Consider the following 13,048-nt stretch of genomic DNA (forward strand, 5'->3'; position numbering starts at 1 on the left):
CCAACTCACCACCCTGGGAGTTCTCCTGATGACGTCCGTGGATGCCGAGGCGAAGAAGCCGGACGCGGCCAGCACGCTGCGTGCCCTCATCGAGCAGGATTGGCAGTACCAGCTCGAGCACAGTCCGACGTACGCGTCCGTCCAGGGCGACCGTCGCTGGAACGAGCGCTGGGATGACCTGAGCCTCGCGGCCATCCAGGCGGACCACCAGCACTCGCGACAGGTGCTGGAGAAGCTCAAGAAGGTGGAGCGCGCCCGGTTGTCCGCCGAGGACCAGCTCAACCTGGACCTGTTCCGCAGGGACCACGAGACGTGGGTGGAGGAGCACCGCTTCGGCTGGTACCTGCTGCCCACGAATCAGATGGGAGGCATCCCCGAGGGCATCAAGCAGCCCCCCGGCGTGCAGACGGCCTACCAGCTCGCGGACACGCTGCGCTTCGAGACGGTGAAGGACTACGAGGACTGGCTCGTCCGGCTCCAGGGCTTCGGCACCTATGTGGACCAGGTGGTGGCGTTGATGCGCGAGGGTCTGCGCCAGAAGAAGGTGCATCCGCGCGTCATCCTCCAGCGCATCCCGCCTCAAATAGAGCGGCAGCTCGTGGAGGACCCGACGAAGAGCGGCTTCTACAGCCCCTTCCTGCGCTTCCCCGAGAAGCTCCCCGCCACGGAGCAGCAGCGTCTGGCGGAGGCGGGCCGGAAGGCCGTGCGCGAGGGCGTGGTGCCCGCGCTGCGGCGCTTCCACCAGTTCCTCACCGCCGAGTACCTCCCGGGCGCGCCCGAGGCCGTGGGCGTCGGGCAGTGGCAGGACGGCGTGGAGATGTATGGCTTCTTCGCGCGCAAGTACACGACCACCGCGCTGACGCCGGAGCAGATCCACACCCAGGGGTTGGCGGAGGTGAAGCGCATCCGAGGGGAGATGGAGGCCATCATGAAGCGGACGGGCTTCCAGGGCTCGCTCGCGGAGTTCTTCCAGTTCCTGCGCACGGACCCGCGCTTCTACGCCCGCACCGGCGACGAGCTGCTGATGCGCTACCGGGCCCTGTCCAAGCGGATTGACCCGCTGCTGGTGCGCCTGTTCAAGACGCTGCCGCGCCAGCCCTACGCGGTGGAGGCGACACCGGAGGCCATGGCCCCCGACGTGACGACGGGCTTCTATTACCCGGCGGCGTCGGACGGCTCGCGTCCCGGCACGTACCTGGTGAACCTCTACCGTCCGGAGACGCGCCCGCTCTGGGAGATGGTGCCCCTCACGCTGCACGAGGCGGTGCCCGGACATCACCTCCAGACGGCCCTGGCCACCGAGCAACTGGGGCTGCCTGAGTTCCGTCGCTACGGCTACTACGTGGCCTATGGCGAGGGCTGGGCGCTGTACTGCGAGACGCTGGGGGACGAGCTGGGCCTCTACGCGGACCCCTACGACAAGTTCGGCCAGCTCTCCTATGACATGTGGCGCGCCGTCCGCCTCGTCGTGGACACCGGCATGCATGTGAAGCAGTGGACGCGCCAGCAGGCCCTCGACTACTTCATGGAGAACGCGCCCCGCCAGGCGTTGGACATCACCAACGAGGTGGACCGCTACATCGCCTGGCCCGGGCAGGCGCTCGCGTACAAGGTGGGGCAGCTCAAGATTCAGGAGCTGCGCACGCGCGCCGAGCAGGCGCTGGGCTCGCGCTTCGACGTGCGCGAGTTCCACGACGTGGTGCTGCTCGGGGGCTCGCTGCCGCTGGACGTGCTCGAGCGCAAGGTCGACGCGTGGGTGGCGGGACAGCAGCCCCCCGCCGGAAAGAAGGGGGCTTCGTCCCACGCACCAGCGCCGTAGCTACTTGCCGCGCTTCACCGTGGCCCGCACCAGCTGTTTGATGGCGCGGTGGGCGCGCGGGCCACCGGCCTTGATGAGGCGGTCATTCAGGTCGTCCACCAGCCGGTGGCGCAGCGGGGGCTCGGTGGTGAGCAGGGCCTCGTAGCTGGCCCGCAGCTCCTCCTCCCGCTCGGCGAAGGCGCGCAGCTCCTGCTCGCGCGCGGCGAGCTGCTCACGCAGGGAGAACAGCTCCTCCCGCTCCTCCTCGCGCGCGGCGAGCCGTGCCCGCAGGGTATGCAGCTCCAACTGCTCCGCCTCCCACCGCGTGCGCTGCTGCTCCAGCTCCCGCAGCCGGGCCTCCGTGGCCTCGCCGCGCTCGAGCAGCGCCTGGTGGCGCATCTCCGCTTCCCTCGCGGCGGCCTGGGCCGCCTGGGCATCCTCGGCCCGCTGGAGCCGCGCCTGCTGGAGCTCCTGGCGGAAGTCCTCCATCCACAGGGACGCGCGCGACACCCAGCTCACGTCCGGCGTCGGCAGCTCCAGGCTGACCGCCAGTCGCTCCAGCCACTCGCGGCGCAGCGCCCGCTGGCTTTCGATGTACTCCGTGCCTCGGGCCAGGGACTGGCTCCAGTCGCTCGCGAGGAACTCCGCGAGCGAACCCTCCGTCTCCGCGAGCCCCGCCTTCTTCTGGCGGTAGTAGTCGTTGAAGGCGAACAGGTGGGTGGGCACTCCGGCGACCTTGCCCAGCAACGTGACGTGGTAGGACGAGGCGAAGAGCACCTCGCCCTGCTGGATTTGCTCGACGGCCTGATGCAGTCGTCCCTGGAAGAGCAGGCCCACCAGGTCGATGACGTCCGCGCGAGGGAAGTACTCCGGGAAGGACGTCTTGCGCATGGCCGCGACGCTGTCCTCCACCACGGGCCGCTCATCGATGTACGCGTTGAGGACGACGGGCGAGGCGTCCTCTCCGAATCGCGCCCGCAGCGCCTGGAGCTGCCCGTTCATCAACGTGGTGGGCGTGGGCATCAGCGCCGGGTCCTCTCCCACGTTCGTGTAGACATACGTGGAGAGGTTCATGTGCAGCGCGAAGCGTCCGGCGCCAGGCGTGCGGGGCTCACCGCGTGAGGCCTGCGCGCCCGCGCGATCCAACTCCTCCAGCGCGTCGTCTCCAGACAGGCGCGCTTCCAGGCCGCAAGCGACGAGGGCCTCGGTGGACTCCGGATCCCTGCAACCAACGAGCGCGGGCTGCCACTGCCGCGCATGCGCCGCGAGGCGGCTGGCGAACTCCGGCCCCACCTGGAGTCCCGACAGGACGTAGTGGCCCGGCAGCCACGCGCGGAGCACCGTCTCGATGAGCTCCAGCATGGAGTCCCCCCAGCGCCCGTTGAAGTACCCGCCGCCATAGACGTGCAGGCGGCAGGGCCCCCGAAGCAGGAGCGGGGACACGGGCTCCAACCCCAGGCTCCTCGCCGAGCGGTCCGCCTCCTCCCAGGGCGCGCCCGAGAAGAAGACGAAGTCCTCCGTGCCGAGCACCGCGGGAAGTTGTTTCAGGGACTGCGGGTCAGTCACCCTGCCCAGCTCATGCAGGGAGGCGACGACCGCTGACTCCTGGCGCGCGCGGTGCCAGCGGACAACCCCTTGCAGCATGAGGATGTCCCCGAAGTTCCAGTAACCGTTAAATCCTCCAGCGAGGAGGACTTTTGGCAGCTCGGGGGAGTTGAGCTTCTTCAGGGTGGTGGGCGTCGCGAAGAAGGAGAAGCGCATCCTCGTTTCTTAATCACGGACGTCACGACGTCGTCACGCCCAACCGACGTGTCGACAGATGACCGTGTTCCGTTTCACAGAGGCCGAGGCTCGGCCGTCCGCCTGTCTTGAATGTTTCGCGCGCACCTCCGAGCACACTCCTGTCTCGGGCCTGGACTCATCGGCCGGATTTGCCTGCCGGGGGCCGCTTGGATTTGGGCGCGGGCGTGAGCCGTCCGTATTTCTTCAGGGCCTTCACCAGTCCGTCCGGGGGCAGGCCGTAGACGCGGATGTTGTCCGCGCCCGTCATGGTGTCGGAGGCGAGCATCGCGTTGAGGATGGCTTCCTGTGTGGCCTGGACCGTGGCCTCGAAGAGGGGATTGAGTCTGTCGTTGCTGAGCACCGCGACGTTGGCGGGACGATCCTGGGCCGCGGGCTTGAGGCTCTGCGTGGAGAACGCGAGGAAGATGTCTCCCGAGTAGTTCTCACCCAGTCCGCCCATCTTCGCGATGCCCAGCGGCACGCGCCGCGCGAGCCGTCCGAGCTGGTGGGGCAGCAGGGGGGCATCCGTCGCGACGATGATGATGATGGAGCCCGCGCCCTCGAAGGGAGTGGGCACCGCGGGCGGACCGCCGGTGGCGCCGCAGGACGTCAGGGAGCTCATCATCGGGCTGCCGGGCTTCTGCGTGCCGAGATAGCAGGGCTTGTGGTCCGCCAGCTCCTCGCCGACGGGAACCCCTTCGACGGAGAAGAGGCGTCGCGAGCCGTAGTTGCACTGCACCATCACGCCCAGGGTGTAGCCGCCCGCGGACTCCGGCAGCTTGCGCGAGGCGGTGCCGATACCGCCCTTGAAGCCGTGGCACACCATGCCGGTGCCGCCTCCGACGGAGCCCTCCAGCATGGGGCCCGGGCGTGCGGACTCGAGTGCCTGGATGGCGTGCGACGGCTTGACGTGGAAGCCATAGAGGTCGTTCAGCATCCCGTCCCAAGTCTCCGCCACCACGGGCAGCCCCAGGTCCCACGCGAGGTCCTTGCCCATCGCCCAGGAGATGACGCCCTCGCGCACCGCGCCGATGTCGTTGGTGTTGGTGATCATCACCGGGCCATTGAGTTCACCGGACTCCTGAATCCAATGGGTGCCTGTCATCTCACCGTTGCCATTGAGGGCGTAGGTGGCGGCGAACACCGGCTCCGCGACGCCGTCCCTGCCACGGGGCAGCACCGCCGTGACACCGGTGCGCATGGGGCCCTTGCCGGGCTCGATGCGACCCTCGCCAGAGATGAGCGTCGTATGGCCCACCTCCACACCGGGCACATCGGTGATGGCGCCGAGCGGACCTGACTGGCCACCGAAGGTGATGCCCAGGTTCCTGGCGCGGGGGCGGGCGCGCTCGGCCTGGGCGGAGCCGAGCGAGGGAGTCACCAACAGGCAGAGCAGCACGGAGGAGAGCAGGGTGCGCATGCCCTGCTTCCTACTCCTCCCCGCACCGTTCGTGTAGCCAGGATGCGAGAGCGCCCGGGGATTCCCGAGCGCCTTCGCGGTGCGTCAGAACGCGGTGCCGTCCGCGCGCAACCCCGGGGACGAGCTGATGCCGGAGGGCAGCGACGTGTGCCGCACGAAGGCCCCGTTCGGGTCCGTATCCGGGGAGCGGTTGTCGGACACATTGTCAGCCGGAGAGACGTAGCTGTACGTGTCCACGTCGGTGTTGTCCGCCTTGCGCAAGCGCACGGTGTCGCCATCGTTGCTCAGTCCGAGCGCTCCACTGGAGGCTCTCACCGCGTTCGTCCTGCCCGCAGGGATGCCCGCGGTCCCTCCGAAGACGACCACGGCCTTGCCCGAGCCCAGCGTGGTTCCGGCCGGGAAGACGTGGCGCGAGAGGGCGGAGTCCCACACGCTCCATCCCGAGATATCCACGGCGACGGCGCCGACGTTGACCAGCTCCACGAACTCATAGGCGGGGTTGTTGTTGCCGTTGACGGCGGGCTCGTTGGCGAGCACCTCGTTGATGATGACGCGGCCGGCGCCCTGGACGATGGTCACCGGCGCGTCGCTCTCGTCGAAGAGGGTGGCGTTCGACGTGTCCACCACCCGCACGAGCGTATTGGTGGAGGAGAGGGCGGGCAGCGTCCACGCATGACTGCCCTGGACGGCGGGCACCGAGGCGGCCAGCACGCTCCACGTCGTGCCACCATCGGTGGTGGCCTCCACGCGCACGTCACCGACACCCCATGCATGCCACCGGATGTGGAGCACGGAGCCCGCGAGGAAGGTGCCACCGTGGGGCTCCTTGAGCCGCACGAACGGCTCCGTCGCGGAGCTGAACGCATACGTGGTGACGACGGGGCGGTGGTCGCTCAGGGTGTTCAAGTAGTCGGGCACCCACTCGTCCGCGTAGATGACCTCGGCGGAGCTCGGGACATAGCGGCCGGCCACCTCGTTGCTGGCCAGCGTGTGGTCCACCATGTTCTCGAAGCCGATGGACGTGTCGTCGCCCGCCAGCGACAGCTCACGGGTGATGAAGGTGTAGCCGTTCGGGTCCGACACGAAGTTCTGGTACGGCGTGGGCATGGGCTGCTGGGTGCCGGGGTCCAGGGTGATGGACTCGTCCACGTCGTCGTTCCAGTCGCCCAGGACGAGCACGTGCTCGTTCGGCAGGTTCTGGTCCAGGTACTCCTTCAGCGCGGCGCTCGCGCGCTCACGGGCGGCGCGGGGGCTGGTGTCGACGCCGTTCTCCGCGCGCATGTGGACCACGATGACGACGAGCGGCGTCTGCGTGCCCTGGATTTCGGTGGTGAAGTTCACGCGCAGGGGCGGGCGGTTTCCGAAGTCGCTCTCGCTGCCCACACGGAGCAACTCCGCGCTCTGGAAGCTGAGCGCGCTGTCGTAGAGGATGCCCAGCTTCTGCGTGGTGCCGCCGTACGGAGAGGTGCTGCCGGTGACGTAGTTGGCGTTGTTGGAGAGAAAGCCGCTGAAGCCCGGGAGCTGGGCCTTGAGGGTGTCGAAGTCGACGACGTCGACCATCTCCACCATGCCCCACAGGTTGGCGCCCGCCTGGAGCATGACGTCGCGCGCGGAGGCGATCTGCAGGTCATCCAGCGCGCCGCCCTGCGACGTCGAGTTCACGGGGCCCTGCGTGTCGGAGCCGAAATAGGTGAGGTTGTAGTGGCCCACCTTGAAGACCGGCGGGCTGAAGCTGGAGATGGTCAGCACCAGGCTCCGCGAAGCCGTGCGGTCCGTGGAGTCCGTCGCCGTGACGATGAGGTCGAACGTTCCCTGCACGGTGGGCGTCCCGGAGAGGACACCCTCCGAGGACAGCGTGAGGCCGTCTGGCAGCGCGCCCATCGTGACGGCCCAGCTCAGGGGCTCGACGCCTCCGGTGGCCGCGAGGGTGGACTGGTAGGCCGCATCCCGGGTGGCTCTGGGCAGTGAAGCGGTGGTGACGCTGAAGGCGGTGAGGACGGTGAGCTGGGTGGCATACTGCGCCTGCCTTCCATTGGCGTCCGTCGCCGAGACGACGAAGCTGAACTGGCCCGCCTCGGTGAAGGTTCCCTGGAGGAGTCCCTGCGCCGACAGCGTCAGGCCGGGAGGCAGGTCTCCCACGCGCGCGAAGGTGATGGGGGCCTTACCGCCGACGACGGTCAGCGTCAGCGCGACGCTCTCGCCGACTTCATGAGACGAGAGCTGGAACTGCACGATGCGAGGACGCGCGTAGACGGAGAGGGCGAGGTCGGCGGTGTCGCTCGCGCCCGAGGCGTCCCGCACGCGCACGGTAAAGGTCGCATCACCGGCCGCCGACGGTGTGCCGGCGAGGGAGCCGTTGGTGCCGAGCGTGAGGCCCGCGGGCAGTGCTCCGGCGGTGACGTCCCAGGTCAGGGGCGCGAGTCCACCGCTCGCCGACAGGGCGAGCGAGTAGGGATCGCCCGTGTATGTGTCCGCCAGGGTTTCCGTGAGGACGACGGGAGGCGTGGTGGAGCCACCGTCCGTGTCGGGGCCCGCGTCCGGAACGAACCCACCATCCAGGTCGGGGCCGCTGTCTGGAGTGAAGCCGCCATCCGTGTCGGGGCCGCCGTCGAGCGTGGGGCCCGCATCCGTGTCGGGGCCACCATCCAGGGGTGGGCCACCGTCAGGGTCTCCGTCGTGACCAGGGCCGGCATCCGTCTTGGTTCCGCTGTCCACGGGCCCGGGTGTGGGGTCGGAATCCGAGCAGGCGGTGAACAGGAAGAGGACGAGCAGCGGCGCGACTGCGCGATGCGACAACATGAAGGACTCCGAAGCAGGGAACGAAGCGCGCGGGGGGGCCTGGAATCCTAGCGCAGGAGCCCGTCGCGCATGCGGGTGGGTTGATGGGGGAGGGCGTCAGGTCGTCTCCGCGCCCGGCGTCCGACGCCTCGAAACCGGCCCCCCGGCACACGGTTCCTGGAGCTGGCCCCTTCGGCTCCCTGCGCGAAAGAAAACCCATGACCGAGCGTGAGTTGACGCATCTCGAGGTGCCGTGTTTCGTCGACTTTTCCGAGGCCCTCTCGGGTCGGGAGTTGATGGCCCAAGGCGTCGGACCCGACTTCGACCTGTGGCTCCTGGCCCTGGAGGGAGAACGGGATGACCGGGAGAAGGTCGCACCGGGCCTCCCATCCTTCGCGAAGTCGCTGGCGGATGTGCCGCAGACCTACGAGGTCCTGCGCTTCTCCTCGCCGGATGCTCCGCCCGAGTGCGTCCGCTTGCCGCCCAACCGACGCAACTTCCATTTCGTGCAGCCCCTGCCGGAGGGTGAGCTGCTGCTGGTGGGTGGCCGTTGCGGCTATCTCGACAAGGACGCGCACGAACGCAACGCGGTGGTCTATTCCCGCGACGGGTGTGTGACGCGTGAACTCACCCTCGGCGACGGCATCCAGGACGTGCAGGCCACCGCCGACGGGCGCCTGTGGGTGAGCTACTTCGACGAAGGCGTGCTCGGCAATCGAGGGTGGGGGCGCGGGGATATCGACAGCGAGCCGATTGGACGAAGCGGGTTGGTCCTCTTCGATGCGCGGGGCCAGCGTCTCAGTGAGTACGACGCGAGGGCCGTGGGCACCGATGTCATCGTCGACTGCTACGCGCTCAACGTCGCCTCCAATGACGAGATGTGGCTGTACTTCTACACGGACTTTCCCCTGGTCCGCCTGCGCACGGGGGGCCGGCCCGCGGTCTGGAAGACGCCTGTCACAGGGGCGAGCGCGCTCGCCGTGGGGGCGACGCACGTGTTGTTCGGAGGCTCCTATTCGGCGCGCTCCACCTTCGAGTTGTTCGTCCTGCACGGTGGCCGCGAGGAGGCGCTGACTCCGGCGGGCACCTTCGTCTTTGTGGACCCGGATGGGACCCGGTGGCAGCCCACCTGGATGTGCGGGCGCGGTCCCTGGCTCTACGGTGGAGAAGGCACTCGCGCCTTTCGCATCGACCTCGACACGCTCATCGCCTCGACCCGGGTCTGGCACTGAATGCTCCTGACACTCTCGACGACCCACTCCCCCGCGACAGACCTGGGCTACCTGCTGCACAAGAGCCCGCACAAACCCCAGTCCTTCGACGTGTCGTTCGGGTTGGCGCACGTCTTCTACCCGGAGGCCACCGAGCAACGCTGCACGGCCGCGCTCCTGTTGGAAGTGGACCCGGTGGCGCTGGTCCGGGACCGACAGAAGTCTTCTGGCGAGGGCCGCTCCCTGGAGCAGTACGTCAATGACCGCCCCTATGTGGCCTCGTCGTTCCTGAGCGTGGCCCTGTCGCGCGTCTTCGGCGCTGCACTCTCCGGGCGCAGCCGCGAGCGCCCCGAGCTGGCCGCGCGACCGTTGCCGCTCACCGCGCGCCTGTCCGTGCTGCCCTGTCGCGGAGGCGAGGTGTTCCTGCGGCGTCTCTTCGAGCCGCTCGGCTACACCGTCACCGCGACCCGGCACGCGCTGGACGCGACAGTGCCGGAGTGGGGTGACAGCCGCTACTTCACGGTGACGCTCGATGCGACGCTGCCGCTGGGGGAGCTGCTCAGCCACCTGTACGTGCTCGTGCCCGTGCTGGACGACGACAAGCACTACTGGGTGATGGAGGACGAAATCGACAAGCTCCTGCGCCACGGCGAGGGCTGGCTTGCGTCACATCCGGAGCGGGAGGTCATCACCCGGCGATACCTGCGTCACCAGCGAAGTCTCGCGCGCGAGGCCATGGCGCGGCTGTCGGAAGGCGACGAGGCCCCGGAGCCCGAAGACGCTCCGTCCGCGCCTGATGACGGCGAGGTGATGCTGGAGCGGAAGGTGAGCCTGGACGAGCAGCGGCGCGAGGCCGTCCTCTCGGCGCTCGTCGAGCACGGTGCCACGTCGGTGGTGGACGTGGGGTGCGGTGAGGGCAAGCTGCTCCGGACGCTCCTCCAGGAGCGGCGCTTCACGCGCATCACCGGCATGGATGTCTCCGTCCGAGCCCTGGAGATCGCCAGCGAGCGCTTGAAGCTGGAGCGGCTCCCGGACTTGCAACGACAGCGCATCCAGTTGCTGCATGGCTCGCTACTGTACCGCGACGCGCGGCTGACAGGGTACGACGCGGCGACGGTGGTGGAGGTCGTCGAGCACCTGGACCCGCCCCGGCTGGCAGCGTTCGAGCGGGTGCTGTTCGAGTGGGCCCGTCCGGGTGTCGTCGTCCTGACGACCCCGAACGCCGAGTACAACGTCCGCTTCGAGGGACTGGCCTCGGGTGGCTTCCGGCACAAGGACCACCGCTTCGAGTGGACGCGCGCGCAGTTCGAGTCCTGGGCCCGAGGGCGGGCCGAGCGCTTCGGCTACGGCGTGCGCTTCGTCCCCGTGGGCGCGGTGGATGCGGAGGTCGGTTCTCCGACCCAGATGGCGGTGTTCTCACGATGAAGCTCTCCATTCCCGAGTTGTCCCTGGTCCTGCTCGTCGGTCCCTCGGGCTCCGGCAAGTCCACCTTCGCGCGCACGCACTTCCGACCGACGGAGGTCCTCTCGTCGGACACCTGCCGCGGCCATGTCGGCGATGACGAGAACGACCAGGATGCGACGCGCGACGCGTTCGACGTGCTGCGGTTCATCGCCGCGAAGCGCCTGGCCCGAGGCCGGTTGACGGTCATCGATGCGACGAACACGCAGCCGGAGTCACGCAAGCCGTTGGTGGCGCTGGCGCGTGAGTTTCACGTCCTGCCCGTCGCCATCGTCCTGGATGTGCCGGAGGCGGTGTGCCACGCGCGAAACCAGCTCCGCCCGGAGAGGCAGTTTGGCGTGCGCGTGGTGCGCAACCAGCTCCAGCAGATGCGCGGCTCGCTGAGGAGCCTGGAGCGCGAGGGCTTCCGCCATGTCCACATCCTGAAGCCCGAGCAGCTCGAGTCCCTGGAGCTGGAGCGGCAGCCGCTGTGGAACAACCGCAAGCATGAGGCGGGGCCGTTCGACATCATCGGCGATGTCCATGGCTGCCTGGATGAGCTGCTGCTCCTGCTGACGCGACTGGGGTACGCGGTGTCGCGCCGTGAGGAGGGGTCTCCCGGCTTCGACGTGCGTCCGCCCGAGGGACGCAAGGCCTTGTTCCTCGGGGACCTGGTGGACCGGGGGCCGGGCGTCGTGGGGGTGCTGCGGCTGGTGATGGGGATGGTGGAGGCGGGCACCGGGCTGTGCGTGCCGGGCAACCACGAGGTCAAGCTGATGCGCAAGCTGCGCGGCGGCGACGTCAAGGTGACGCATGGGCTGGCGCAGTCGCTGGAGCAGTTGGAGCGCGAGCCGCCCGAGTTCAGCGCCCAGGTGGTGAAGTTCATCGACGGGCTGGTGTCCCACTATGTGCTGGATGGCGGGAAGCTCGTTGTCGCGCACGCGGGGCTGAAGGAGTCGATGCAGGGACGTGGCTCGGGGAAGGTCCGCGACTTCGCGCTCTACGGTGAGACGACGGGAGAGACGGACGAGTACGGGCTTCCGGTGCGCCACGATTGGGCATCGGAGTACCGGGGGAAGGCCATGGTGGTGTACGGCCACACGCCGGTGCCCGAGGCCGAGTGGCTCAACAACACCCTCTGCGTGGACACGGGATGTGTCTACGGCGGGAAGCTGACGGCGCTGCGCTATCCGGAGCGGGAGGTGGTGTCCGTGCAGGCGGCGCGGATGTATTGCGAGCCGAAGAAGCCGCTCGGCGCGCGCGAGATGCCCGTCGCGGCCCTGACGGCGCAGCAGCAACACGACGACGTGCTCGACCTCGCGGACGTGCTGGGCAAGCGCATCGTCTCCACGCGGCTGATTCAGAACATCACGCTGAAGGAGGAGAACGCCACGGCGGCGCTGGAGGTGATGAGCCGCTTCGCGCTGCACCCCAAGTGGCTCATCTACCTGCCGCCCACCATGTCGCCGTCGGAGACGAGCCAGCGCCCCGGCTTGTTGGAGCACCCGGCCGAGGCCTTCGCGTACTACCAGCGGGAGGGCGTGGAGCAGGTGGTGTGCGAGGAGAAGCACATGGGCTCGCGGGCGGTCGTCGTGCTGTGCCGGGACGCGGACGTGGCCCGGCGGCGCTTCGGGCTCGACGGCGACGAGCGAGGAGCCTGCTACACGCGCACCGGGCGACGCTTCTTCCAGGATGCGGCGATGGAGGCCGCGTTCCTGGCGCGTCTGGGCTCGGCGTTCGAGTCCTCGGGATTCTGGGAGGAGCACCGGACGGACTGGGCCTGTCTGGACTGCGAGCTGATGCCGTGGTCGCTGAAGGCCCGGGAGCTGGTGCGCGAGCAGTACGCGGCGGTGGGCGCGGCGGCCCTGGCGTCAGTGGCGGAGGCGCGAACGGCGGTGGCACAGGCCGCGGCGCGAGGCCTGGAGGTGGCGGGGCTTGGGGCCAGGCTCCAGGCGAGGGCGGACGGCGTGGAGCGGTATGTCGCGGCCTACCGACGCTATTGCTGGCCGGTGCAGTCGCTGGAGGACGTGCGGCTCGCGCCCTTCCACCTGCTGGCGACGGAAGGGGCGGTGCACGTGGACAAGGACCATGTGTGGCACCTGGAGACGCTGGCGAAGGTGTGTCGCGCGGACCCGGATTGGCTCATGGCGACGTCCCATCGTGTGGTGTCACTGAGCGACGCGCGGGCCGTCGAGGACGCGACGCGCTGGTGGGAGTCGCTGACCTCGCGAGGCGGGGAGGGCATGGTGGTGAAGCCCCTCGCGTACGTGGCCCGAGGCAAGAAGGGAGTCCTCCAGCCGGCCATCAAGTGCCGGGGCCCGGACTACCTGCGCATCATCTACGGTCCGGAGTACACCGCGCCGGAGCACCTGGAGCGTCTGCGCAAACGTGGGGTGTCCACGAAGCGCTCGCTGGCGTTGCGGGAGCTGGCGCTGGGGGTGGAGGCACTGGAGCGCTTCGTCCGGAAGGAGCCGCTGCGGCGCGTCCACGAGTGTGTCTTCGGCGTGCTCGCGCTGGAGAGCGAGCCGGTGGACCCCCGGCTGTAGCCGGACCGGGGCCGCTTCCTTCGCGCGGAGGGCCCAGGCACCAGGTGCCGTGCGTGCGCCCTCCGAGTCCCTT

General features: G+C 69.1%; 7 protein-coding genes. 4 read left to right on the forward strand and 3 right to left on the reverse strand.

Annotated elements, in window-relative coordinates; all coding sequences use genetic code 11:
* Positions 1-28 precede the first annotated feature (28 nt).
* Complete coding sequence (locus FJV41_RS03235) at positions 29-1,819, forward strand: DUF885 domain-containing protein (protein ID WP_141640932.1); 1,791 nt, start codon at positions 29-31, stop codon at positions 1,817-1,819.
* On the opposite strand, the gene FJV41_RS03240 is transcribed toward FJV41_RS03235, so the two are convergent.
* The 3 genes from FJV41_RS03240 to FJV41_RS03250 all read right to left on the reverse strand — a co-directional run bounded on the left by FJV41_RS03240 (position 1,820) and on the right by FJV41_RS03250 (position 7,799).
* Complete coding sequence (locus tag FJV41_RS03240; protein WP_141640910.1) at positions 1,820-3,559, reverse strand: hypothetical protein; 1,740 nt, start codon at positions 3,557-3,559, stop codon at positions 1,820-1,822.
* A gap of 157 nt (positions 3,560-3,716) precedes the next feature.
* Positions 3,717-5,000, reverse strand: coding sequence for a DmpA family aminopeptidase (locus FJV41_RS03245; RefSeq protein ID WP_141640911.1), 1,284 nt, complete (start codon positions 4,998-5,000; stop codon positions 3,717-3,719).
* 84 nt (positions 5,001-5,084) lie between these two features.
* Positions 5,085-7,799, reverse strand: a complete 2,715-nt coding sequence (locus tag FJV41_RS03250) for a putative Ig domain-containing protein (RefSeq protein WP_141640912.1) — start codon at positions 7,797-7,799, stop codon at positions 5,085-5,087.
* A gap of 197 nt (positions 7,800-7,996) precedes the next feature.
* On the opposite strand from FJV41_RS03250, the gene FJV41_RS03255 reads away from it, so the two are divergent.
* From FJV41_RS03255 to FJV41_RS03265, 3 genes are read left to right on the forward strand one after another with little or no spacing between them, the layout of a single operon-like run.
* Positions 7,997-9,010, forward strand: a complete 1,014-nt coding sequence (locus FJV41_RS03255) for a YxiH-YxzG fusion protein (RefSeq protein ID WP_141640913.1) — start codon at positions 7,997-7,999, stop codon at positions 9,008-9,010.
* Positions 9,011-10,414, forward strand: coding sequence for a 3' terminal RNA ribose 2'-O-methyltransferase Hen1 (locus tag FJV41_RS03260; RefSeq protein ID WP_141640914.1), 1,404 nt, complete (start codon positions 9,011-9,013; stop codon positions 10,412-10,414).
* The gene (locus tag FJV41_RS03265) at positions 10,411-12,975 is read left to right on the forward strand and encodes a polynucleotide kinase-phosphatase (protein WP_141640915.1); all 2,565 of its coding nucleotides are present in this window, start codon (positions 10,411-10,413) and stop codon (positions 12,973-12,975) included. The genes FJV41_RS03260 and FJV41_RS03265 overlap by 4 nt, the downstream gene beginning before the upstream one ends.
* Positions 12,976-13,048: the final 73 nt, after the last annotated feature.

Source organism: Myxococcus llanfairpwllgwyngyllgogerychwyrndrobwllllantysiliogogogochensis (assembly GCF_006636215.1).
Classification (GTDB): domain Bacteria; phylum Myxococcota; class Myxococcia; order Myxococcales; family Myxococcaceae; genus Myxococcus; species Myxococcus llanfairpwllgwyngyllgogerychwyrndrobwllllantysiliogogogochensis.

Excerpts from the sequence above, each read along its gene's own strand:
- FJV41_RS03235 (WP_141640932.1), top strand. The coding sequence starts at position 29 with ATGACGTCCGTGGATGCCGAGGCGAAGAAGCCGGACGCGGCCAGCACG.
- FJV41_RS03240 (WP_141640910.1), bottom strand. The coding sequence starts at position 3,559 with ATGCGCTTCTCCTTCTTCGCGACGCCCACCACCCTGAAGAAGCTCAAC.
- FJV41_RS03245 (WP_141640911.1), bottom strand. The coding sequence starts at position 5,000 with ATGCGCACCCTGCTCTCCTCCGTGCTGCTCTGCCTGTTGGTGACTCCC.
- FJV41_RS03250 (WP_141640912.1), bottom strand. The coding sequence starts at position 7,799 with ATGTTGTCGCATCGCGCAGTCGCGCCGCTGCTCGTCCTCTTCCTGTTC.
- FJV41_RS03255 (WP_141640913.1), top strand. The coding sequence starts at position 7,997 with ATGACCGAGCGTGAGTTGACGCATCTCGAGGTGCCGTGTTTCGTCGAC.
- FJV41_RS03260 (WP_141640914.1), top strand. The coding sequence starts at position 9,011 with ATGCTCCTGACACTCTCGACGACCCACTCCCCCGCGACAGACCTGGGC.
- FJV41_RS03265 (WP_141640915.1), top strand. The coding sequence starts at position 10,411 with ATGAAGCTCTCCATTCCCGAGTTGTCCCTGGTCCTGCTCGTCGGTCCC.